A 24,437-nucleotide genomic window follows, 5' to 3' on the forward strand; every position below is an offset into this window, starting at 1 on the left:
GGCTTAGTGGCGACCTTAACGACGCCCGGCGAGCAGGCCGGCCCCCGGCCGCTGTCTCCTGCGCAGGAAGGACTCTGGTTCATGCAGCGGCTCGCGCCGCTGTCCACTGCCTACCATCTGGCACGCGTTTTTCATTTGCGCGGTCACGCCGATATCAGCGCGCTTGAGCAGGCGCTGAATATCGTTCGTGCAAGGCAAGCAGTACTGCGTACCCGTTTTGCGGAACGGGACGGCAAGCCTTTTCAGATTGTCGATGCACCGGCCGATGTGCCGTTGCCATTGACCGATCTTTCCTCGCTTAAAGCCGATGCACGTAACAAAGCGCTGGCAGAAGCGCTTGCTCACGAGGCACAACAACCGTTCGACCTGAGCACGGAAGGTGCGATCCGCTTGCGGGTTGTCGTGATGTCGGCAGAGTGGAATGTGCTGTCTGTCGTGGCTCATCATCTTGTCTCCGATGGAACGTCGACCGCGATCTTCGCGCGTGAGTTCGCTCACGCGTACGGCAGGATCGTGCGTGACGAAGCGGCTTCTGAACTACCAGACCTGACATGGCAGTATTTCGATTTTGCCGCGTCGCAACGCGACATGCTGGCAAGCGACAAGGCCCGCGCCGACATGGCGTGGTGGACCGAGTACATCGGCTCGCCCCATGCAGGTTTCGAACTGCCCGTCGATTTCACGCGAGCACCGGCTCAGGAACGTCTTGCACGTACCCACATCTTCACGCTGACTGACGCCACCGCTAACGCGTTGCGTTCGCGTTGCAAAGCCGAGCGTTGCACCCCGTTTGCCGTCTTAATGGCGGCGTGGCAGTTAGTGTTGTCGCGCCATTCCGGCAGCGACGACTTTTGTATCGGCGTGCCGACCAGCGGACGAACCCGCGAGGAAACCGAAGACCTGATCGGTCTTTTTGTCGATACGCAGGTGTATCGCGCGCGGCTCCAGCCGGCCATGACCGGACGCGCGCTGCTGCAGGCGGTACGCAACGATACCCGTGCCGCGCTAGATCATGGCAACGTCACGCTGGCCGCGCTCGTCGATGCAATGGGCGTACGTCGCGAAGCCGATCGCCACCCGCTGTTCCAGACGCTCTTCAACGTGCAGGGCGCGGCCGCCTCGGGGAAGCTGGAGCTCGCCGGTCTTGAGGTCGATATTGTCGACACGGAAAGTCAGGCGGCCAAGTTTGACCTGAGCCTGGACATACGCGCAAGCGCCGACACCGTCACGTGTACCGCACGATACGACGGCGCGTTGTATCGAACTGGAACCATCGCGCGGCTCGGACGTCACTACGAAGCAATCCTAATTGGCCTGTGCCAGGACCCTGGTCGGCCGGTGGCCGAGATTGCGTTTATCGATGAAGAGGAACTGGCCCGTCTCGCGGCGTGGAGCACACAAGCTGCGGAGTTTGGCGCTGCCGAGCCTGTTCACCGTCTATTCGAACGCCACGCGATAAAGACACCGGATGCGCCCGCGCTCTTGTTTGGCGAAGAGGTACTCACGTACCGCGAACTCGATCAGCGCGCGAACCAGCTTGCGCATCGGCTAGTGAAGCTTGGCGTGGGGCCGGAAGTAAAGGTTAGAATCGGCCTCGAGCGGTCGGTGGAAATGGTGGTCGGCTTGCTGGCGATATTAAAGGCTGGCGGTGCTTACGTGCCCCTCGATCCCGACTATCCGCCGGAGCGGCTGGCCTACATGATCGGCGATAGCGGCGTGGGGCTGTTGTTGACGCAGCGCGCTGTGCGCGAACGCCTGAACCCGCATTTGCCACCGGTCGACGCATGCACGGTGCTTGAACTCGACGTGCTGGATACATCGGGTGAATCGCCGCGTCGTCCTGATGTTCACATCCACGCGGAAAACCTGGCCTACGTAATCTATACGTCGGGTTCGACAGGACGTCCGAAAGGCGCTGCCAATCGCCACGGCGCATTGTTTAATCGGCTGGCCTGGATGCAGGCTGCCTACCGGCTCGACGCCACCGATACCGTTCTGCAAAAGACGCCGTTCAGTTTCGATGTATCGGTCTGGGAGTTTTTCTGGCCAATCATGTTCGGCGCGCGGCTGACAGTGGCCGGGCCAGGCGATCATCGGGACCCGGCAAGGCTGGTTGAATTGATCGACCGCTTCAACGTGACCACGCTGCATTTCGTGCCGCCGATGTTGCAGGCTTTCATTGCTTCACTCGGTGGGAACAGCGCGGTTTGTGCAAGCCTGCGCCAGATTGTTTGCAGCGGCGAAGCGTTGCCGGCGACCTTGCAGGATCGTGCGCTGCAACGTCTGCCGCATGTCCAATTGCATAACCTGTACGGACCGACTGAAGCGGCCATCGATGTCACGCACTGGACTTGCCAAGCGGGCGACCCGGTCGTGCCGATCGGCCGGCCGATTGCGAACGTAAGCACGCATGTGCTCGATCAGTCGATGAATCGTTTGCCGATGGGTGTCGCGGGTGAACTCTATTTGGGTGGCGCGGGACTGGCTCGTGGTTATCTCAACCGGCCGGGGCTGACGGCAGAGCGTTTCGTGCCCGATCCGTTCACGGATGGTGGGCGGCTGTATCGCACCGGCGACCTTGCGCGCTGGCGTGCGGATGGAGCGCTCGACTATCTTGGACGGCTCGATCATCAGGTCAAGATCCGGGGCTTTCGCATTGAGCCGGGTGAGATCGAAGCGGTATTGCAGACCTTGGCCGACGTCGATGAAGCGGTGGTCGTCGCGCAAGATGGACCGGGCGGTAAACGGCTGGTCGCGTACGTGACGGCGCGTGCGGATCATGCGCTGCAATGCGATGCGCTGGCCGCGTCCCTGCATGACGTCCTGCCCGAATACATGGTTCCGTCCGCGTGGGTTGAACTCTCGCGGCTGCCGTTGTCGCCGAATGGCAAGGTGGATCGCCGTGCGCTGCCCATGCCTTCGCAGACGGAACGCGTTTGGGAGGAGCCGCAAGGCGATGTCGAAGATTTGCTCGCGCGGATCTGGCAAGAGGTGTTGGGTGTCGAACGCGTGGGTCGCGACGACAACTTCTTCGAGCTGGGTGGCGATTCAATTCTTAGCTTGCTGATCGTGGAGCGTGTCCGGCTGGCCGGGTGGAAGGTGACGCCGCGGCAGTTGTTCGAGCGCCAGACGGTGGTTCAGCTTGCTGCCGTAGCCGAGCCGGTCGTTGCAACGGCAGTCGTCGCTAACGAGGTAATACAGGACACCACCAAGGCATTTTTGCCCATGCAGAGATGGTTCCTCGACCTGCCGATGGAGCAGCGGAATCATTGGAACCAAGCGGTACTGCTAACGAGTCGCGCGCCATTGGACACTGCGCTGCTGGAGCGCGCGTTGCATGTGCTGGTGCAGCATCACGACGCGCTGCGGCTACGCCTTACACAAGACGCAGCCGGCCGATGGTCGTTGAGTAGTGAGCAACCGTCGACTAAGTTGCTATGGCTACGCGAGGCGGCGACGTCGGCTGATATGGCGACGTTATGCGACGAAGCCCAACGCAGCCTTGATCTCGGCCACGGACCGCTGCTGAGAGCGCTCGCGATACATCTTGCCGACGGTAGCTGGCGGCTCTTGCTGGTGATCCATCATCTGGCTGTGGACGGCGTGTCGTGGCGGATTCTGCTAGCCGATTTGCGAACGGCGTATGCGCAATTGCAGGCTGGGGAAGCCGTTGCATTGCCGCCGAAGACAACTTCATCCACTGAGTGGGCAACACGCCTCGCGCGCCACGCGAATAGCCCTGCGCTGCGTTCGCAACTCGATTACTGGCTGGACACAGCAAGCACGCCGGCCGGCCTGCCATGCGACTTCCCGGACGGCGCGAACATCGTAGCGCATCAGCTGCACGCGACGCTCAAGCTCGACCGCGCCTGGACGCACCGACTGCTGCAGGAAGCGCCCGCAGCGTACCGCACGCACGTCAACGACCTGCTGCTGACTGCGCTGGGCCGCGCGCTTTGCAACTGGACCGGGGGCGAGCGAATCCGCATCGACCTTGAAGGACACGGCCGTGAAGATCTTTTCGACGATCTCGACCTGAGCCGCACGGTTGGCTGGTTCACGAGCTTGTATCCCATCGCTCTTGAACCGCAGGGCGATGTAGGCACGGCGCTTGGACGTGTCAAGGAGGCGCTGCGCCGGGCACCGGACCGCGGCCTCGGGTTTGGCGTGCTCAAGTACCTCGGTGACGACGCGGACCGGCACGCGCTGGGCAGCATTGAACCATCGCGGGTAGTGTTCAACTACCTCGGCCAGTTCGACCAGAGTTTTGATGCAACGTCGGCATGGCAACCCGCGCCTGAAGCGACCGGGCGTTCGCAAGACGAAGCTGCGCCGTTGCCGCATGACTTGTCCGTCAGCGGCAAGGTGCTGGATGGCATGCTCACGTTGAGCGTGGGTTATAGCGGTGAGCGTTATCGGGCGAGCACGGTTGAAGGACTCATCGATGCAATCCGCGTAGAACTGGAACGCGTGATCGAGCACTGCACGAGGGGCGCCACTGGCGCAACACCTTCGGACTTCGAATTAATTTCACTGACGCAGAATGAGCTTGATCGATTGCCACTGACGTTGAACAACGTCGCGGATATCTATCCGCTGTCGCCCATGCAGTCGGGCATGTTGTTCCACACCTTGTATGCGCCCGGCGGCAGCGTGTACCTGAATCAGTTGCGGGCGGATATCGATGGACTGGATGTCGCGCGTTTCAGTGCCGCGTGGGCCGCTGTAACGGCGCGACACGACATCCTGCGAACAGGCTTTGTGCCACAGGGCGAGGGCTGGCTGCAGTGGGTAGCGCGGTCTGTGGAACTGCCGGTGACGCACCACGACTTGCGCGGCCGAAACGACCTTGCAGCCGCGCTGGACGAGCTGGCCTCAGCCGATCTCAAGCAAGGCTTTGATGTTACGCGTGCGCCGTTGCAAAGGCTGGCGCTGGTGCGTGTCGATACCCATCGCTATCACTTCATCTGGACGCACCATCATGTGCTGATGGACGGCTGGAGTGTCGCGCAAGTGCTGGGCGAGGTGCTGCGTTACTACAGCGGACAGAGCTTGCCCGCGCACGGTGGTCGGTATCGCGACTATATCGGCTGGTTGCAGAAGCACGACGATGAGGCGAGCGCGGCGCACTGGTGCGAGCAGGTGAAGCGGATTGAGGAAGCAACGCGGCTGGCTACAGCAGTCGCGAGCCGTTATGAACGGACCGGTAACGTGATGGCTGCTGGCTACGGGCAACATACGTTTGAACTGGACCGGGTATCGACCGCGCGCCTCGTCGCGTTTGCCCGTCAGGAGCGGGTGACCGTAAACACGTTGGTTCAGGCCGCGTGGGCACTGCTCTTACATCGATACACGAACCAGGCGACAGTGACCTTCGGCGCAACGCTGGCTGGCCGGCCTGCGGGCCTCGCCGGTGCGTCGCAGTTGCTCGGACTCTTCATCAACACGCTGCCGGTGATCGCCCAACCGCATGCCGGCAAGCGGCTGGGCGACTGGCTGCGCGAACTGCAACTGTTAGGCATGACGGCGCAGGAACACGCGCACACGCCGCTCTATGAGATCCAGCGCTGGGCAGGCGCAACGACCCAGGGCCTGTTCGATACCGTCGTGGTCTTCGAGAACTATCCCGTCGATACCGCGCTGAAGGAGGCATCGCCCGGCGGCCTGACGATCGACAACGTCCGTGCCTGCGATGAAACCAGTTACCCGCTAACCTTGGGTGTGATGCTGGGCGATACCCTGAAGCTGGACTACCGGTTTGCGCACGAGGCGTTTGCCGACCGGGATATAGCAGGCATTGCGCAGCAAACAGGTGGCCTGTTGAGCGCGTTTGCCGGTGCAGCGGACCGGCTGCTTGCTGACTTCGACTTGCTCGATAGCGCACAGCGGCAAGCGCTGGTGACGTTGGGTCATATCGGCGCATTGGCTGCATCGGTAGAAGACGTGCAGCCGGTACACAAGCTGATCGAGGCGTGCGAACAGCAGCAACGCGATGCGCTCGCGCTGGTGGCCGGCGAACTCAGCTTGAGTTATGGCGAACTGAACGCACGGGCAAACCGCCTGGCGCATCGTTTGATGCGGGAAGGTGTGGGGCCGGAAGTGCGGATCGGGTTTGCGGTGGCACGGTCGGTCGAGATGATCGTGGGCCTGCTGGCCGTGCTGAAAGCCGGTGGTGCGTACGTGCCGCTGGACCCGGCCTATCCGGTCGAACGTCTCGCTCATATGATCGAGGACAGCGGCATCACGCTGTTGATCACGCAGTCGCATTTGCATGGACGGTTGCCTGCAGAAGCCGGATTCACGCGCCTGGATCTGGACACGTTGGATGTATCGGCGGAACCGGCAAGCAATCCGTCTGTAACGCTCGCTGGCGAGAACCTCGCGTATGTGATCTATACATCGGGCTCAACCGGCAAGCCCAAGGGCGTGGCGGTGGCGCACGACGCGCTGTCGATGCATTGTCAGGCCATTGCAACTCGCTACGGCATCACCGCGGAAGACCGGCAATTGCACTTCGCTTCTATCAGTTTCGACGCCGCCGCCGAGCAGTGGCTGGCTCCTTTGCTCAGCGGCGCGGCAATTGTCTTGCGCGACGACACCGTCTGGTCGGCTCAACGCCTCGCGGCCGAGATAAAGACGCATGCAATATCGATACTGGATCTGCCGCCTGCGTATATCAATGCGTTTGCTCAGGAGATCGAACCGGGTACGGTATCGGTCAGGACGTGCATTGTCGGTGGGGAAGGCTGGTCGCGAAGCGGCTTCGAAGCGGTAAAGAAACACCTGAGACCCGAGCGGATTTTCAACGCTTATGGGCCGTCGGAAACGGTGATCACATCGACTGTGTGGAGGGCGGATGGAGCGTCGGAATTCGAGAGCGCCTACGCACCGATCGGCATCCCGGTAGGCGAGCGGACAGCGTATGTATTGGACGCGGCGTTGTGTCTCGTGCCCCAGGGCGTGGCCGGGGAACTGTACGTGGGCGGCGCGGGACTGGCGCGGGGTTATCTGAACCGCGCGGCGCTGACGGCGGAACGATTCGTACCGGATCCGTTCGACGAGAGCGATAAAGGTGGTCGCTTGTACCGGACCGGTGACCTGGTGCGCTGGAACAACGCGGGCCAGCTTGAGTTCCTCGGACGTATCGATCATCAAGTGAAGCTGCGGGGTTTCCGTATTGAACTCGGTGAGATCGAGGCGGCGCTGCTTGCGTTACCCGGCGTGCGGGACGCGGTAACAATCCTTCATGACGACACTCGTCTTGTTGCCTATGTGAGCGCACAGACGGATACCGTGATCGACCCATCAACGTTGAACACAGCATTGCTTCAAGTCCTTCCTGACTACATGGTTCCCGCATTGATAGTTGTGCTCGACGCGTTACCACTGACGCCCAATGGCAAAGTGGACCGGCACGCGCTGCCATCGCCCGAACTTCTTGCCCCGACGAACTACGAACCGCCGCAAGGCGAAGTAGAAGCGGTCATCGCGCAGATCTGGTCCGACGTGCTTGGAATAGAACAGATTGAACGGGTAGGCCGCCGCGACAACTTCTTCGAACTCGGCGGCGACTCAATTTTCAGCCTCCAGGTTCAGCGGCGAATTGCGCGGCAGTTATCGGTCGAAGTCGAACTCGCGGCATTGTTCGCCGCGCCGACGCTTGAGGCTTTTGCCGCCGTCGTGTCGATTGCGCGAGAGAGCGCGTCGGCAGGGCAAGACCGCTTGACCGACGACATGCAATCCATCCTTTCCGACCTTATGCAATGAACCGACGCGCCATGCTTTCCGCGCTGCTGGGCGCCGGCGCACTTGCCGCAACCGCACTGCCCGATGTTGCACTCGCGGGTGATGCTCTCGTCGCTACGCCGCGCCGTATTGTCGTGCTCGATTGGGGACTGACGGAGATGGTGTTGTCGATCGGCGTGGTGCCCGTCGGGATTGCGAATACCCGGGACTTTCGCAGGAATTTCACGGCATGCGATGTGCCCACGTCGGTGGTGGATCTTGGCTTGATGTTCCAGCCGAACATGGAATTGCTGTTCGCGTTGAAACCTGACCTGATCGTCATTTCGCCGGCTCATTTGAGACTTCGGTCGGCGCTCGAGCGCGTTGCGCCGACCGTTACGCTTGGGCGCTACCGATCGAGTGAAGCACCTTATTCCGCGGCCCGTGCCGAAACGCTGCAGCTCGCGCGATTGCTAGGCTGCGAAGCGCGCGCCGAAGCACTTCTCGCGCAAGCGGACACGGAGCTCGACCGCGCACGCACGGGGCTTGCCGCGCTGCCAGCGGTAAGTGCCTTCAGTGATGTAGGCGGTGCAAAAGGCAGGCCGTTTTACATGGTAAATTTTCTCGATGAAGCGCACGTACGTGTGTTCGGTCCGAACAGCTTCTATGGCGAACTGATGACGACGCTCGGACTAGAAAACGCCGTCGACTCTGGAGCCTTCTCCACCACCGGTTTCGACGTGCTGGGCAGCGTGCCCGACGCGACCTTGCTCTACATGAAGCCGCTTGCGCCTTCCGTTGCGAACATGATGAAAACCAGCCCCTTGTGGCACGCCATGCCGTTCAAGGAGGAGGGCCGCATGATTGGCCTGCCGCGTGTTCCTTCCGACGGCTGCCTTCTTTCCGCGATGCTCTTCGCCCGCGCGCTGGTGGATACCTTCGAGCAGGCCAATGAGCAGACCGGTGCCTTGAAGGGGTACGCATGAAAAGCGTCGCGACTGTCTCCGTGGTTCCTTCACGACGCTGGCCATTGCTGCCCGTTTGTCTTGTGATTGCGCTAGCCATGCTGTTATCGCTGCACAGGCTGGACGACCGCCTGCCGGCGTCGTTGTGGTGGCAAGCGCTGGTGGCGCCATCGCCGACGGATCTGCGACAACTCCTTGTCCACTACGGCGACCTGCCGCGCATCGCGGTCGCGTGGCTGTGCGGCGCGGCGCTCGGGCTTGCCGGCGTGGCGACCCAGCAAGTGCTGCGCAATCCCCTCGCCGAACCAATGACGCTCGGGATCTTCTCCGGCTCCTATCTCGGGCTTTCAATTGCAACGGTCTACGCGCCCGGCTTGCTGGTATCCGGTCGCGACGGCGTTGCGCTGGCCGGTGGCGCAGTGGCATTGGCGATTGTTTTTGCGCTGGCGGCGCGACGCGGCATCTCACCGCTTGCGCTGATCCTCGGTGGCATGATCGTCAACCTGTGCTGTGGCGCGCTGAGTTTCGCGCTTGCGATATCCCACTACGACCTGTTGAGCGCTCTGATGATCTGGGGCGGCGGCTCGCTGGGCCAGCACGACTGGAGCGTCGCGCTGGCGTTGCTCGTGCGGCTCGTGCCCTGCGTGGCGTTGCTGCTGTTGTGCACGCGTCCCATGGCCGTATTCGATCTGGGCGACACCGTCGCCAGCAGCCTGGGCGTGTCGCTGCGCATGACACGGGGCGCGGCGCTCTGCCTGACCTTGCTCGTGACCGCGTTCGTCGTGAGCGCAGTGGGTGTGATCGGCTTTATCGGACTTGCCGCTCCGACGCTTGCACGTCTTGCCGGCGCGCGCCGCTTGCGGGACCGGATGTTGTGGGCGCCGTTGTTCGGCGCCGCGCTGCTGTGGCTTGCAGATCAGATCGCGCAGGAATTCGCGGGACGTTACGGAACCACGATTCCGACGGGCGCGATCACCACGTTGCTGGGCGCACCGCTGCTTCTGGTCATGTTGCGGCGCTTGCGCGGGCGGCCCGACCTGACCCATGCGGCCGCGATCCAGTCGGACGCGCTGTCATCGCGCGCGCTGGCTTTGACCGCTGGCGTTTGCGTACTGCTTTTGCTGGTGGTCATCGGCTTGTCGCTGGGGGTGGGGCGGGGTCTTGCAGGCTGGCATGTTAGCCATCCTGACGAGATCGCTGCGTTACTGTTCCTGCGTTTGCCGCATGTAGTCGCTGCGATGGGCGTAGGCGTGCTGCTTGCGCTTGCAGGTGGCATCGTCCAGCGCATGACCGGCAATCCGATGGCGAGTCCCGACCTGCTCGGCATCACGGCTGGCGGCGCGATGGGGCTCACGGGCGCACTCTTCCTGACAGCCAGTCCGGGGCTGCCGACGTTCCTTGTCTGGTGCGCGTGTGGGTCGGTCATTACGCTGGGCGCGCTGTTGCTCTTTGCACGCAAATCGTCGTACGCGCCCGACACGCTGATCCTCGCCGGCGTGACGATCAGCGCCGTGTTCCAAGCAGTGTCGACCATCGCCGTTGCCAGCGACGATCCCCGCGTAATCGTCCTCTACAACCTGCTCGCCGGGTCGACTTATAACGTCAGCGCGGGCGCGGCAGGTGTCGTAGCGGTGGTCGCGCTGGCAGCACTTTGCGCAGTGCCTTTTTGCCGGCGCTGGCTGGAGATCCTGCCGTTGGGCGCAGCCGTCTCGCGTGGTTTGGGCGTGAACATTTCCGTCGCGCGGTTTGCGCTGCTGCTGCTGAGCGCGTTGCTAACAGCGGCAGCGACACTGGTGATCGGCCCGCTGTCATTTATCGGCCTCATGGCGCCGCATATGACACGCATGCTCGGTATCCGGCGGGCTGTGCCGCTGCTGTTCATTTCAGCGGCTCTGGGCGCGGCGCTGATGGTCGCATCCGACTGGCTCGGCCGCTGGGTCCTGTTCCCGCAGGAAATGCCGGCGGGCGTGATGGCGACGCTGCTGGGCGGCCTCTACCTGATTATCACGATGTTCAAACGCAACCCGCGTGACGCGTCGGGAACGTGACGAAAGACCACGCGCGCATTCAGACAACACTGGATCAGATCGGGATCAAGGCCAACACATCGTCGAGAAGCTGACGGGGCACTTCCACACCGTTGGCTTCGCTTCTAAGGCGAGCATCGAATCGCCGTTGCGATGGCAAGCGAGCACCCTGGTCGACAATGCCGCCAAAAAGCGCTTCGGCGCGCTGAAGGTTGTCAACGCTGTTGCCACTTGAGAACATGGATGGATTGAATGCAAGGACCAATTCGCCATGACACGGCGTTGCGCCAACCCCTTCGTCGAACGCCATTGATTCCGCGGACGTAAGATCTCCAATGAGAGGTCCGGCGAGTAATTCGACCATTGCGGAAAGGGCGGAGCCCTTGTGACCGCCGAATGTCATCATTGCGCCGCGCATGGCAGCGGCGGGATCGTCAGTCGGCTGCCCATTTGCGTCTACAGCCCAGTCAAGCGGGATTGTTTTGCCCGCCCGCCGATGGAGCTCAATGTCGCCACGCGCGATCGTGCTTGTCGCGAAGTCAAACACGTAAGGAAAGCGCCCTGGCCGAGGCCACGCAAAGGCGATCGGATTTGTGCCGAACAGCGGTTTGGTCCCTCCGGCTGGTGCAACCCAACTATGACTCGGCGTCATTGCCAAAGCGGCAAGGCCCTCGCCAGCAAGATATTCCACCTCCGGCCACAGCGCCGAAAAGTGGAAGCAGTTGTTAATAGCCAGCGCTGCTATTCCAACTTGCCGAGCTTTTTGAACGAGCACCTTGCTTCCCATCTGAAACGCCAGCTGGGAATAGCCGAACTTGGCATCTACACGTACCAGCGCTGGCGAAACATCGATCAGTTCAGGCTTTGCATCGCGAACCACTTTGCCGTTTCGTAGCGTGTTGACGCAGACGATCAACCGGTAGATTCCATGTGACTGACATTCGTCACGCTGGCCTGCGACGATCACTTCGGCGATCGCCTGAGCGTGATCTGCCGCCATCCCGTTCGCCGTGAGCACCCGGTTCGATAATTCGGATAGCTCCGCCAGAGTCAAATTAACTGTGTTGTCCATGTCGATCCAAGGAGTGATTCGGGCCGCGCATCAGCGCAATACGTATATTGGATCCAATATACGTATTGTACAAATTGGCTGTTTGCGCAAGATCAGTGATTCTCTTTAAATAGCGTGTTCTGACTCACAGGATACGTGAAATGTTCGCGTTTCGTCCAAAAACAACTTATCGAAAACGCCTGGCGAAAATGTCTTGACCGTTGATATTGGATCCAAGATATTGAACGCATTACGAAATAATCAACTTGTCATGAACGTTTCATTCCAATCATCTTGGGATAGTCAAGCCGGCGAAGCGCACATAGCTGTGATCCGAAATACTTCCTTCCAAGCACCTTTTGAGCGCTCAGGAGGGATGTGAAGTTCTTGCTCGAACCCTCTGCGTAACACAGTAATCCTCAATTAATTTTGTCAAACCCTAGGAGAAATTCGTGAAAAAGCAGCTTGTTGGAATGACTGTGCTGATGGCGTCTTCCGCCGCGATCCATGCGCAAAGTACGGTCACGCTCTACGGTGTCGTGGACGACGGCATTACCTTTACCAACAATCAAGGGGGTCACCACGATTACCAGGCGTCCAACGGAGCCTTGGGGAGCAGTAAGTGGGGCTTATTCGTGAACGAAGACCTGGGGGGCGGCTACAGCACGGTGGTACGCCTTGAAAACGGATTTGACGTAAATACCGGGAAGTTCAACAACGGTGGCCGCGAGTTCGGGCGGCAGGCCTACGTTGGTCTTGGCAGCCCCTTTGGATCGGTCCTGCTCGGGCGGCAATATGACCTGGTTCTGGATTCCTTGCTTCCGCTATCGGGCGCGCTTAAATTCGCCGGCATTCTGGGAACGCATGCAGCAGACGTCGACAACATGTGGGGCGATTACTCGCTGAGCAATTCGATCAAATATCTCTCGCCCGTCTATGGTGGCTTCAAGGTATCGGCTTTGTTCAGCTTAGGTGGAGTGGCGGGCGATTTCGCTAACGGCCGCAAGGAATCCGTGAGCGTCAGCTACGGCTATAACGCGCTGACCGCAAGCGCCGTGTTTTCACGGGTAAGGAACCCGGGTACATCAATCTACGATGCCACCGCGAACCCGGCCGCAGGCACGACGTTCGTCAATCCAATCACGAATCCAACCTTTAGCGGCTATACCTCGGCTCAGACGCTGCAAGTGGCAGGCGCGGGGGTGAACTACAAGATCGGGGCGGGACAGCTCGGATTTATTTACACTAATACGCGCTTCGAAGACGTCATTCGCACATCGTCTACGCCTTTTTCAGGGACGGCAACCTTCAACAACTTCGAGGCGCTTGGCACGTACAACATCACGCCGGCGTGGTTGATGGGTGTTTCGTATGACTATACGAAGGCTGAAACGGCGAAGTATGGCCAAGTGAATTTCGGCACTGAGTACTCCATCTCCAAGCGCACTTTGTTTTATGCGATTACCGCCTGGGAACATGCCACCGGCACGGATTCGACGGGGAAACAGGCGGTCGCTGCGCTGTCGTTCCTGACGCCCTCAAGCACGGCAAATCAGGTCGCTGTTCGCGTGGGTGTGCGCCACACGTTCTAGTCTGGCGGCTCACGGCCAAAGACCGGCTCTCCAAAAGCTTTTGATTGATGGGGTTTACCCGGAAAAAATGCTGTAGGGCACGTCCCGACTTGACATCGTATTTTGGATCCAAGATATTGGACGCATTAATGATTGACCTGGCAGTCGTTGTTCAACCTTGTTCAGCGATTCCTTCACTGCGGAGTCTTTATGTCACCGATAGCAGCGCGGCTCGAGCGGCTTCCGTTCAGCCGCTTCCACTTCATACTGCTCATCATGGGCGGACTGGGGTTCATGTTTGAAGCAGTTGACGCCGGCATCATCGCTTTTATTCTTCCCGTGGTACGCGTCAAGTGGCATCTGACCAGTTTTGAAACCGGCATTCTCGGCAGTAGCACCTACGTGGGCTTTTTGGTGGGTGCCCTATTTGCCGGATTGCTCGGCGATCGTTTTGGTCGCAAGGTCGTCATGATGTGGGCGCTGACGTTCTTCTGCGTGCTGACGTTTGCCAATGCGTTTGTCAACGACTGGCACACCTTTGCTCTGCTGCGCGCCATCTCGGGAATTGGCATGGGCGCCGAAGGCGCAATCATCGCGCCCTTCCTTGTCGAGTTTGTGAGCAATCGCTATCGCGGCGCATTCACGGGTGCACTCGCGGGATTCTTCTCCTTCGGCTTCGTCGCCGCAGCGCTGATCGGCTACTTTCTGATTCCGCTCAACCCGGAAGGCTGGCGCATTTCGCTGGTAGTCGTCTCCTTGCCGGTTGTCGTTTTGCTGTGGTGGCGCCGTTCGTTGCACGAATCACCGCGCTGGCTGGAAATGCGGGGACGCCACGACGAAGCAGATGCTGTTGTCTCCGACATCGAACGTCGGATTGAACGTACCGGCGTGACACTGCCACCGGTTGTTCCGGTTCCGGGGTACGTTTTTCAACCTCGCGAGTCGGGCTCTTTCTTTAACAATCTAAAGCTTCTGTGGAAACCGCCCCTGGCCAGGACGACTGCCATGTCCTGGTGTTTGTGGCTCGCCGTCACTTTCTGCTCATACGCATTCTTCGTGTGGATCCCGGGCCTGCTGGTCGCGCGCGGCATGACGATTACTAAGAGCTTCTCCGTGTCGATCCTGATCTACCTGGCGCAAATTCCGGGCTACTACTCGTCTGCCTTCTTCTGCGAGAAGATTGGCCGCAAGGCGACAATCGTCACCTATATGGGACTTGCCTGCCTCGCCGGCATCTGGTTAGCGTTCGCGCAGGGCGACACCGCCGTCGTGCTCGCGTCCATCTTCACGTCGTTCGCGATGAACGGCGTGAATGCGGGCGAATATGCCTACACGCCTGAAGTCTTCCCGACGCATCTCAGGGCGACGGGCATGGGCACCGCGTCCGCGTTTGGCCGCATCGGCGCGATCTGCTCGCCCATGCTGGTAGGCTACATCTACCCGATCTGGGGCTTTGCTGGCGTGTTCGGGATGACCACCGTCATTTTGCTGATCGGGGCGCTTGCAGTGATTTTTCTGGGTGTATCAACCAGTGGGAAAACGCTGGAACAGATCACGGCGGATGAATATGGCATCGGTGATAGCCATGGCGGAAGCCTCCCGCAAGCGAAGGCGAGGGTATAGGTATGGATGAAACTCAATCGATGTCGATCATTAGCTCGCTTGCATTTTCGTTGCATCGGGGCGAGCCAGTTGAGACCTTCTGGGAAGAATTGGATCGCGGCCTGCAGGATGCGTTTGGCCACACACTCTTCACCGTCCTGGCGTACGACGCTTCGAGCGGGCTACTCGGTCGTGTGTACAGCACGCAGCAACAAATCAACCCGGTGGGTGGCCGAAAGCGCGTGACGAAGAGCGCCTGGACGAAGCAGGTGCTTGAGGACGGAAGGATTTTTCGTGGGGCAACGCGCGAAGATATTAAGGCGGTCTTCTCTGACTACGAGGTGCTGTGGTCGATCGGCTGCGAGAGCGTGTTGAACATCCCGATCCGCAAGCAAGGAATTGTCATCGGCTCGCTCAATCTGCTTGATAGTGCGGGGCACTATGACGAAGCGCCGATCGAGCTGGCTTACGTGTTCGCTCAGCTCTGCGTTACGCCATTAGAAGCAAGCCGTGCAGCGCTCCGACTTGACGGCGGGGACCAGGGCGATCTGGAACACGTGTAAGTTCCACGTGCGCGGCCGGTACGCGGGTCGCTGAGCAGCAATTCGTCAACAATACAATTGACATCGCTGCTAACGCGCGGCATCATCAAGCGAGCTTTCGTATCCTGGATCCAAAGTGTTTGACGAGGTGCAATAGGTGGTCAAAATTACAGAACGTCCGGAGACTCGATGGTGAACACTCGATTCGCCTTGATAGCCGTTGCTTTAGTCGGTGCATTGGGCTTTGCCGTTAGCGCGTACGCCAATACCCCGAATGTCTTGTTGGAGTTTTCCGTGCCAATGACCGGTGCCCCTGCCCAGTACGGGAAAGTTTTCCAGTCGGGCGTGTTGCTTGCGCAGGACGACTTCAACGCAACCAAGACGAAAGTAGACGGAAAGGGTAATGACTAAGCAGACGAACTCAATCACGAGCACCTCAGACGTCCTCGTAATTGGCGCAGGGATCGTCGGGCTTGCTTGCGCGTGGTCCGCGCTCAAGGAGGGGTTGACGGTCACGATCGTTGATCGCGATTTCGATGGTGACCGCACTTCGCACGGTAACGCAGGTGGCATTGCGGTGACCGAAAGTACGCCGATTTCGGTGCCAGGATTTTTCTTCAAAGCGACGAAGTGGTTATTTGATCCACTGGGCCCGCTCGCACTTGACTGGAAACATGTGCCAAGTGCCCTGCCATGGTTCATGGAGTTTCAGCGCGCCAGTAGTCCCGCGAGGTTCAAGCAGATTTCCTTGGCACTGGCCGCACTGAACAACCGTGTCTATGACGATCTGATTCCGCTATTTGAAGATGTTGGAGCAATGAGCACGTTCTATCGCCGCGGCGCGTTGACCTTATATGAAACCGATGAGGCGTTCAAAGCGGATACGGAAGAGTGGAATTTTAAAAGAGATCTCGGCGTGCGTTGGCGTACCCTCAACCAACAAGAGGTTCAAGAATGTGAACCTGCGCTTGCGCCGGTATTCAAGCACGGTGTATTCCTTGAGGACTGGTCACACATCGGGAATCCGAAGCAATTGGTCGCGCAGATTCGAGCACGGGTCAGAGCGCTGGGTGCTCGTTTCGTTGAAGGGGTTGTGACCACGCTGGACGTAACCAAACCGGACGCGCCCTGTGCAGTGCTTCAGACCGGAGCATCGGTCGCAGCGCGGCAGATCGTTGTTGCGACTGGAGCATGGTCGGCGTCGTTGGCGGAGTCCGTTGGGGACAGGGTGTTGCTCGATAGCGAGCGCGGGTACAACACGACGTTGCCGCAGCCAGGCATTGCCTTGTCGCGAGAGGTCATCTTTGCGGAGCGAAAATTCGTGGCAACGCCCCTTGATATTGGTATCCGGATTGGAGGGGCGGCGGAATTCGCCGGACTGAAGGCAGAGCCCAACTACAAGCGTAGCGAAGCGTTGCTCAAATTAGGGAAGCGATTTTTACCCGGGATTCAGGATCAAGGCGCGGTGCAGTGGATGGGGCATCGGCCGGCCACGCCGGATTCTTTACCTGTCATCGGAAGATCGCCATCGGCACCGTCAGTGATTTATGCGTTCGGCCACGGGCATCTTGGGCTTACTCAAGCGGCTACAACCGGCGCGCTGGTAGCAGATTTATTAGTGAACAGAACACCCCGGACATCGCTCGCCGAGTATTCAATCGAACGATTCCGGAAATAAGCGAGAGGTCCACGTGACCTCGGTTTATCGCAGTACAGATCGCTTCACAGCACGTTTAAGCTATTTCATTAATTCACAGAGGTGTTGTCATGCAAGTTAATTGGAAAGGTGTTTTCCCCGCAGTTACGACGAAGCTGAAGGACGATGGTTCACTCGATCACGAAGCCATCAAGTCTGGCCTGAATCGCCTGATCGACAACGGCGTAGGCGGCGTGGTGATGATGGGCATGGTCGGCGAAAACGCTCAGCTGACGCCCGACGAAAAGCGCACTGTCCTCAAGATCGCCGTTGAAACAGTCAACGGCCGTGTGCCGATCGTATCGGGTCTCGCTGAAACGAACACGGACAGCGCAATTCAGTTTGCACAAGACGCGGAAAAGATCGGCGTGCAGGGCCTGATGGTTTTCCCGGGCCTGACCTACAAGTCCGATGATCGTGAAACGGTTGAGTTTTACCGCACGATCGCCCGCTCGACCCAACTTGGCATCATGATCTACAACAATCCGCGCGGCTACGGCGTGGACATGCGCCCGGATCTGCTTGAGCAACTGAAGGGTGAAGCCAATATTGTCGCCGTGAAGGAAGAGTCATACGACACGACGCGCGTAACCGATCTTTACAACCAGTTTGGTGACCGATTCGTCGTGTTCTGCGGCGTCGATGACCTCGTGCTTGAATCGGCTGCGCTGGGCGTAACGGGTTGGGTATCCGGTATGGCCAACGCCGTGCCGAAGGAGTCGGTTGAGCTACTCGATCTGGCGGTCAAGGGCGACTTCGAAAAGGCCCGCAAGCTGTATCGGGTGCTCACGCCGCTGTTTCACCTCGACGTCCATGTCAAGCTGGTTCAATACATTAAACTCGCTGAAAACATCACTGCTGGCTACTCGGAAAACGTGAAGGCTCCGCGTCTTAAACTCGAAGGTGAAGAACGTCAAAATACCGTCGCTATCATCGAGAAGACGATAAACGACTTGAAGGCGCTGTCGTAAGCCTTTCAAGTAAGGCGCCTTGACCGGCGCCTGAACGATGAACTGGAGCCAAGCAATGAAAAGTACCTTCTTCTGTATCGACGGTCATACATGCGGTAACCCCGTCCGCGTGGTCGCGGGCGGCGCCCCCGTGCTCCAGGGCGCGAACATGATTGAGCGAAGGGCCTATTTCGAGCGGGAGTTTGACTGGATCCGCACCTCCCTGATGTTTGAGCCCCGTGGGCATGAGGTGATGTCCGGCTCGATCCTGTATCCGTCGACACGACCGGATTGCGACATCGCCATCCTGTTCATTGAAGTCAGCGGCTGTCTGCCCATGTGCGGTCATGGAACGATAGGAACGGTCACGACCGCGATCGAGAACGGGCTTGTGCGTCCACGCGAGCCAGGCGTGGTTCGACTCGATACGCCAGCCGGCGTTGTAGTCGCGCGCTACAAGTTAAACGGGGATCACGTCGACTCGGTTCAGCTCATCAATGTTCCCTCGTTCCTGCACTCGACGGACCTCAGCGTGGAGCTGGAAGGGCTGGGCGAGATCCGTTTCGATGTGGCCTATGGCGGCAATTTCTACGCCATCATCGAGCCGCAAGAGAACTTCGCGGGCATGCATACCTTGCGCCCAACCGACATCCAGCGACTAAGCCCGATTCTTCGGCAGAAGGCCAATGACAAATATCAGTTTGTTCATCCAGAAAAGCCCGAGATCCGTGGTTTGAGTCATGTGATGTGGACGGGCGAGCCGACGGTTGCCGGTGCGAGCGCGCGCAATGCCGTGTTTTACGGCGACAAAGCGATCGATCGGTCGCCTTGCGGAACAGGCACGTCCGCTCGCATGGCGCATCTGGTGGCCAAGGGCAGGCTCAAGATTGGTGAGGCTTTCGTCCACGAAAGCATTATTGGCACACTCTTTAACGGCATCGCGATCGAGACAACGAAGGTTGGGGAGTACGACGCGATTGTTCCAAGCATCGAAGGCTGGGCCCGAGTCACAGGGTTTAACACCATTTTTGTGGATGATCGGGACCCGCTCGCTAAGGGTTTTTTACTCAAATGAATTCAATTGGGCTTAGCGGCCTGCTTGCAAAGGAGTATTGAATGATTATCTTGAAGAACGCGCGAGTGTTGGACGCAAATCACGAACTCGACAAGACCCTGTATTCGATCGTGATCGAAGGAAACCTCATCACTAATGTGTCGCGCGAGCCGGTTCCGGAAGAAGGTGCGGAGATCATTGACGTGGCCGGCCGCACGGTCATGCCTGGCTTGATCGACTGTCATGCTCATGTGATTGCGTCAGTGGCGCACTTAGGGTCGAACAGCCGCTTGCCCAATACCTTTGCGGTGCTCAAGGCGGTGCCTATCCTTGACGGCATGCTCAATCGCGGCTTCACGACCGTGCGCGACGCCGGCGGTGCGGACTATGCATTGGCAAAGGCGATTGATGAAGGTGTCATTGCGGGACCGCGTCTATTCATCGCCGGGAAAGCGCTGTCTCAAACAGGCGGTCATGGAGATTTTCGTGACCGTTTCGACAACACCGATCCTGATCCGTGCGGGTGCAATCGTAATCTTGGTGCAATTGGACGCATCGTGGATGGTGTGGACGAAATGCGTAAAGCAGTACGCGAAGAAATGCGCGCCGGCGCTAACCACGTCAAGATCATGGCATCAGGCGGTGTCGCATCGCCTACCGATCCGATCGGCAATTTTCAGTTCTCCGTGGACGAAGTCAAGGCGGCAGTAGAGGAGGCGCGTTCGCATCAGACCTACGTGATGGCGCATGCCTACACGGGTGCTGCCATCAAGCGCGTGGTTGAACTGGGTGTTCGCACGATCGAGCACGGCAACCTGATTGACGATGAAGCGGCTGCCGTGATGGCGAAACACGGGGCCTATGCGGTGCCGACCTTGGTGACCTACGACGCAATGAGCAAAGTCGGCGCGAAGTCCGGTGTCCCCGAGAGCGCGTTGAAGAAGAACGAGGACGTACGAACACAGGGCTTGCGAGCGCTGGAGATTCTTAAGCGTAACGGCGTAAAGATTGGATTGGGAACGGACCTGCTGGGTGACATGCATGAGTTCCAGAGCGACGAGCTGTCGATTCGGGCGGCAATCCTGGGCGCGTTTGAGACCATCTGCCAGGCAACCCAGGTCGGCGCCGAGATTGTTGGAATGGAAGGCAAGCTGGGCATTGTTGCAAAGGGCGCGTTCGCCGATCTGCTGATTGTCGACGGCGATCCTCTGGACGATATCAGCGTGCTGACGGGCCAGGGCGAACGCATTTCAGGCGTCATGAAAGACGGCTCCTGGATACGCCGCGCGGCGCTCCAAGTGTCCTAATTTGGATTTTGGATACGAGAGCCCATTCATGGTACATTCGATTGTCCCTTTCCAATAAGACAGTCCGCAATGGCCACGGCAACGCCCACTAAAAGATCTTCCAAGACAATGACTTCTCCGGAACCGGACGTCGTAGAGCGCGTCACGCGAAAGATCGTGCGCCCCACTGCGGTGGAACTCGTCACTGACGAAATTCGGCAAATGATCTTGAGTGGGCGGATCTCGCCGGGCAGTGTTCTGCGTCAAGAGGTGTTGGCAGAAGAACTGGGCGTGAGCCGCGTGCCGGTCCGCGAAGCGATCACCCGGCTCCATTCTGAAGGCCTTTTGAATGTGGTCCCGCATAAGGGCGCGTACGTTCAGGAATTGTCGGTTGACGAGGTGCGAGAGACATTCAACATTCGCCTGCGCCTTGAACCGTGGGTATTTTCCGAGGCTATTCCTCTGATCACAGACGCGGAAATCAGCAAGGCAGAGCGGATCGTCAAGGACATGGATAAGGCCACAGGTGGAGAGTGGGGCTCGTTAAATTGGAAGCTTCACGAAACGCTTTATCGTCCCGCACGTTGCGAGATCACGCTTCAAATGCTTCGCGTCTTACATGACCGTTGCGATCGGTATTTCCGCTTTCAAGTGGTGAAGGTACCAATTCGAGAGCAATCGCATGCCGAACACATGGCGATCATTGATGCCTGCCGTAATCGCGATGTAAAACTCGGGACCAAGTTGCTTGAGACGCACGTTAAAGTTGCCAGTCAACAGATTATGAGCATCGTCGAAGCGGTCATGGCGAAGGCCGAACGCGCACGGTGAGGAATGCTGAGTAATTCTGAGTAAGGTGGTGGTCTAGCGGGTCGACAGGCCCGACGACATATTCTCAATCGATATTTCTCCTGGCAGGCCGCCCATTGCAGGGGCCTCGCTCCAACTTGCCACCAATGGTCATTGCGTCGCAGTAGTCCAAGCCTGATCTTTCTTACATCGCGTGCGCGATGTCATGGAATGCATCGGCCGCCTTGCCATCGACAGTTTCGGCGTAGATGCGGGATTAGCGCAACCATTCCCTGAACGACCGGCCTTCTCGCATTCGATCGAAAGCAGCGCGGGAAGATCTCCTAAACAGCAAAGCTAAACGCCGCGAAGCGGCGAATTTGGCATGGACCTCCATCCGTGGGCGGACTTGAGGAAAGACCCACCATAAAGCCAGGCAAAGTAACGCCTATTTCCTGAAAGTTCGCTTCCCCTTTCGCGACTACCTTTCTTATCAGCGGCCTCGCACAAATGCAAATGATTCGCATTTAATTGACTTCACCTGTCAAATTAATTATTCTGTGACGCGGTCGGACCGTCTTCGGGCCGTCCTTCCATACGCGGGATTACGTTCGGTTTTCACTCGTCGCGCCACAAGGAGTTTCATGTCGCTGTTCTTGTATCTTGTCCGCAACTCACGCTGGGTGCTGGCTGTCGCGGTGGTGGCGAGCCTCGTCAGCGGGTTCGGCAACGCGGCCCTCATAGCACTGATTAACCAGGCGCTTGGAGCGTCGAATACGAAGCTCGTCGAACTCGGCTGGCAATTCCTGATCGTGGGCGTAGTGGTGCTTGGCACGCGAACGCTGTCACAAACCTTATTCATGCAGCTCGGCCAGCGCGCCAAGGCGACGCTGCGCATGCGCACCATCCGGCGCATTGCCGAAGCGTCGTATCAGCATCTGGAAAAGCAGGGCGCGTCCAAAGCGCTCACCGTGTTGACGCAAGACCTGGATACGATCGTCATTCTGTTCGTGAGCCTGCCCGCGCTCGCGATGCACGGCGCGGTGATCGCGGGGTGCCTCGCGTATCTCGGTTATCTGTCATGGCAGATCCTGCTTTTCGCCGTCTTGACCATCTTCATCGGCTCGCTCGGTTTTCACATTGCGAACACGAAAGCGTTGTTTCATCTGCGCGGGTCACGGCGCAAGGAGGACGATCTCGTCAAGCATTTCCGCGCGCTCTTCGATGGCGCCAAGGAGCTCAAGCTGCATCGCGAGCGCAAGAATGCGTTCGTGACCGATACGCTGGAAACCAACGTGGAAGCAGTACGCGTCCAGCGCACGCGCGGCTACATTCTGTATGCCGCGGCCGCGAGCTGGGGCAGCTTCATTTTGTTTGCGTTTATCGGCATAACGCTGTTCGTGCTCGCGCGCACGTTTCCGGTGAGCACGCACGTAATGTCCGGCTACGCCATGATCTTTTTGTACATGATCATGCCGATCGAAGGCTTGCTGTCCGCCATCCCGAACGTCAGTTCGGCGAAGGTTGCACTTGAGCGGATCGAACAGGTCAATGCGGAACTGCCGCTCGAAGATACCTTGCACGAAACACCGGCCAAGTCCTTCGACAGCATCGTGTTTGACAAGGTCACACATCGATACTTCCGCGAAAAAGAAAACGAAGTCTTCACGCTGGGCCCGATCGACCTGACGTTCAAGCCGGGCGAACTGATCTACCTGATCGGCGGTAACGGCAGCGGCAAGACGACGCTCGCGAAAATGCTCGTGGGTCTCTATGCGCCCGAAGGCGGGCAGATCCTGCTCAACGGCAAACCCGTCGATGAAGCGCATCGCGATATTTATCGCCAGCATTTCTCGGTGGTCTTCAATGACTTTTACCTGTTCGACACGTTGTTCGGCATGAAGGTGGAAGGGCTCGACGCCGAGGCGAAGTTGCTGCTTGAACACCTGCAACTCGATCACAAGGTCACGATCAGGAACGGGGCGTTTTCCACAACCGATCTGTCACAGGGTCAGCGCAAGCGTCTTGCGTTGCTGGTTACGTATCTGGAAGACCGGCCGTTCTACGTCTTCGACGAATGGGCTGCCGACCAGGACCCGACCTTCAAGGAAGTGTTTTACAAGAAGTTGCTGCCGGAGTTGCAGGCGAAGGGTAAGACCGTTGTGGTCATCACGCACGACGACCGTTATTACCATCTCGCCGATCGCTATATCAAACTCGACTACGGTCAGGTGGTTGAACTCGGCTGTGGTGCAGACCTGCGCGTCGATCATCCGAATGCGATTCACCCGCAGGCTCATATGCCTGCGACTGCGTCTGCGCCGGTTGCATCGGCATAACGAATATGAACGCTAACCCGGCATTTCTCGACCAGGCTGCCGAGCGCGTCGCCGATCAAGAGTCGATGTATTCGCTCGAAGCGGTGTCGTTCAGTATCGGAGAGCGGGTGCTGCTGCATCCGCTGTCGCTCGAGTTGCCCAAGCGTCGCGTATGCGGGCTCATCGGCCACAACGGTTCGGGTAAGTCCACGCTGCTGAAGCTGCTCGCGCGTCAGCAAGCGCCAGGCAGCGGAACGCTGCGCTTCGCAGGCAAACCGCTCGACGACTGGGAAGGCCGCGCGTTCGCGCGCAAGGTTGCGTACCTGCCGCAACAACCGCCCGCGGCGGATGGCATGACCGTGCGCGAACTCGTCGCACTGGGGCGTTATCCGTGGCACGGTGCGCTCGGGCGCTTCAGCGCACAAGACGGTGCGAAGGTGGAAGAGGCCATGCGGCTGACCGACGTCGAGCGTTTTGCGCACCGCACGGTGGACAGCCTGTCCGGCGGTGAGCGCCAGCGCGTGTGGCTGGCCATGCTGGTCGCGCAGGACAGCGAATGCCTGCTGCTTGACGAACCCATTTCGGCGCTGGACATTGCGCATCAGATCGAGGTCTTGCAACTGGTGCGGACCTTGAGCGTGGAACGCGGACTCGGCGTGGTGGTGGTGCTGCACGACGTCAACATGGCTGCGCGTTTCTGCGACGATCTCCTGGCGCTCAAGGGCGGCCGCCTGCTGGCATCGGGCACCCCTGCGGAGTTGATGCACGCTGACACACTCGGCGCGATTTATGGTATTCCGATGGGTACGGTCCCGCACCCTCACGGCGGTTCACCCATCAGTTTCGCCCATTGATTCAAGG

15 protein-coding genes are annotated in these 24,437 nt (G+C 59.2%); 14 read left to right on the top strand and 1 reads right to left on the bottom strand.

Annotated features, from left to right (window positions below; genetic code table 11):
- Positions 1-6 precede the first annotated feature (6 nt).
- Genes GSQ93_RS27100 through fhuB form a run of 3 tightly spaced genes read left to right on the top strand, consistent with a single transcriptional unit; the run spans position 7 to position 10,738 of the window.
- Positions 7-7,767, top strand: coding sequence for a non-ribosomal peptide synthetase (locus tag GSQ93_RS27100; RefSeq protein WP_158938698.1), 7,761 nt, complete (start codon positions 7-9; stop codon positions 7,765-7,767).
- Positions 7,764-8,711, top strand: coding sequence for an iron-siderophore ABC transporter substrate-binding protein (locus GSQ93_RS27105; protein ID WP_158938699.1), 948 nt, complete (start codon positions 7,764-7,766; stop codon positions 8,709-8,711). The genes GSQ93_RS27100 and GSQ93_RS27105 overlap by 4 nt, the downstream gene beginning before the upstream one ends.
- Positions 8,708-10,738 carry a Fe(3+)-hydroxamate ABC transporter permease FhuB gene (gene fhuB / locus GSQ93_RS27110; protein WP_158938700.1) on the top strand — a complete coding sequence of 677 codons (2,031 nt, stop codon included), beginning with the start codon at positions 8,708-8,710 and terminating at the stop codon, positions 10,736-10,738. Before GSQ93_RS27105 ends, fhuB begins: the two co-directional genes overlap by 4 nt.
- 34 nt (positions 10,739-10,772) lie before the next feature.
- Here the strand turns inward: fhuB and GSQ93_RS27115 are convergent, their stop codons facing one another.
- Positions 10,773-11,789, bottom strand: a complete 1,017-nt coding sequence (locus GSQ93_RS27115; protein WP_158938701.1) for an Ldh family oxidoreductase — start codon at positions 11,787-11,789, stop codon at positions 10,773-10,775.
- Positions 11,790-12,220: 431 nt separating this feature from the next.
- Between GSQ93_RS27115 and GSQ93_RS27120 the strand changes: the two genes are divergently transcribed.
- The 11 genes from GSQ93_RS27120 to GSQ93_RS27170 all read left to right on the top strand — a co-directional run bounded on the left by GSQ93_RS27120 (position 12,221) and on the right by GSQ93_RS27170 (position 24,430).
- On the top strand, positions 12,221-13,360 hold the full coding sequence (locus GSQ93_RS27120) for a porin (RefSeq protein ID WP_158938702.1): 1,140 nt from the start codon (positions 12,221-12,223) through the stop codon (positions 13,358-13,360).
- Positions 13,361-13,549: 189 nt separating this feature from the next.
- Positions 13,550-14,962 (top strand): MFS transporter, encoded by a 1,413-nt coding sequence (locus GSQ93_RS27125; RefSeq protein ID WP_158938796.1) that lies wholly within the window; start codon positions 13,550-13,552, stop codon positions 14,960-14,962.
- 2 nt (positions 14,963-14,964) lie between these two features.
- The gene (locus tag GSQ93_RS27130) at positions 14,965-15,504 is read left to right on the top strand and encodes a GAF domain-containing protein (RefSeq protein ID WP_158938703.1); all 540 of its coding nucleotides are present in this window, start codon (positions 14,965-14,967) and stop codon (positions 15,502-15,504) included.
- Between the two features lie 168 nt (positions 15,505-15,672).
- Positions 15,673-15,894 (top strand): hypothetical protein, encoded by a 222-nt coding sequence (locus GSQ93_RS27135; RefSeq protein ID WP_158938704.1) that lies wholly within the window; start codon positions 15,673-15,675, stop codon positions 15,892-15,894.
- A complete protein-coding gene (locus GSQ93_RS27140) occupies positions 15,887-17,161 on the top strand; it encodes an FAD-binding oxidoreductase (protein WP_158938705.1) in 1,275 nt (424 codons plus the stop codon). Before GSQ93_RS27135 ends, GSQ93_RS27140 begins: the two co-directional genes overlap by 8 nt.
- An 89-nt stretch (positions 17,162-17,250) precedes the next feature.
- The gene (locus GSQ93_RS27145) at positions 17,251-18,150 is read left to right on the top strand and encodes a dihydrodipicolinate synthase family protein (protein ID WP_158938706.1); all 900 of its coding nucleotides are present in this window, start codon (positions 17,251-17,253) and stop codon (positions 18,148-18,150) included.
- A gap of 55 nt (positions 18,151-18,205) precedes the next feature.
- The gene (locus GSQ93_RS27150) at positions 18,206-19,204 is read left to right on the top strand and encodes a 4-hydroxyproline epimerase (protein ID WP_158938707.1); all 999 of its coding nucleotides are present in this window, start codon (positions 18,206-18,208) and stop codon (positions 19,202-19,204) included.
- 41 nt (positions 19,205-19,245) lie between these two features.
- A complete protein-coding gene (locus tag GSQ93_RS27155; protein ID WP_158938708.1) occupies positions 19,246-20,490 on the top strand; it encodes an amidohydrolase family protein in 1,245 nt (414 codons plus the stop codon).
- 108 nt (positions 20,491-20,598) lie between these two features.
- Positions 20,599-21,300, top strand: coding sequence for a GntR family transcriptional regulator (locus GSQ93_RS27160; RefSeq protein ID WP_158938709.1), 702 nt, complete (start codon positions 20,599-20,601; stop codon positions 21,298-21,300).
- A 602-nt stretch (positions 21,301-21,902) separates the two neighbouring features.
- Positions 21,903-23,597, top strand: a complete 1,695-nt coding sequence (locus GSQ93_RS27165; RefSeq protein WP_158938710.1) for a cyclic peptide export ABC transporter — start codon at positions 21,903-21,905, stop codon at positions 23,595-23,597.
- Positions 23,598-23,602: 5 nt separating this feature from the next.
- Positions 23,603-24,430, top strand: a complete 828-nt coding sequence (locus tag GSQ93_RS27170; RefSeq protein ID WP_158938711.1) for an ATP-binding cassette domain-containing protein — start codon at positions 23,603-23,605, stop codon at positions 24,428-24,430.
- Positions 24,431-24,437 lie beyond the last annotated feature (7 nt).

Origin of the sequence: Burkholderia sp. S171 (assembly GCF_009766085.1) — a bacterium.
Lineage (GTDB): Bacteria > Pseudomonadota > Gammaproteobacteria > Burkholderiales > Burkholderiaceae > Caballeronia.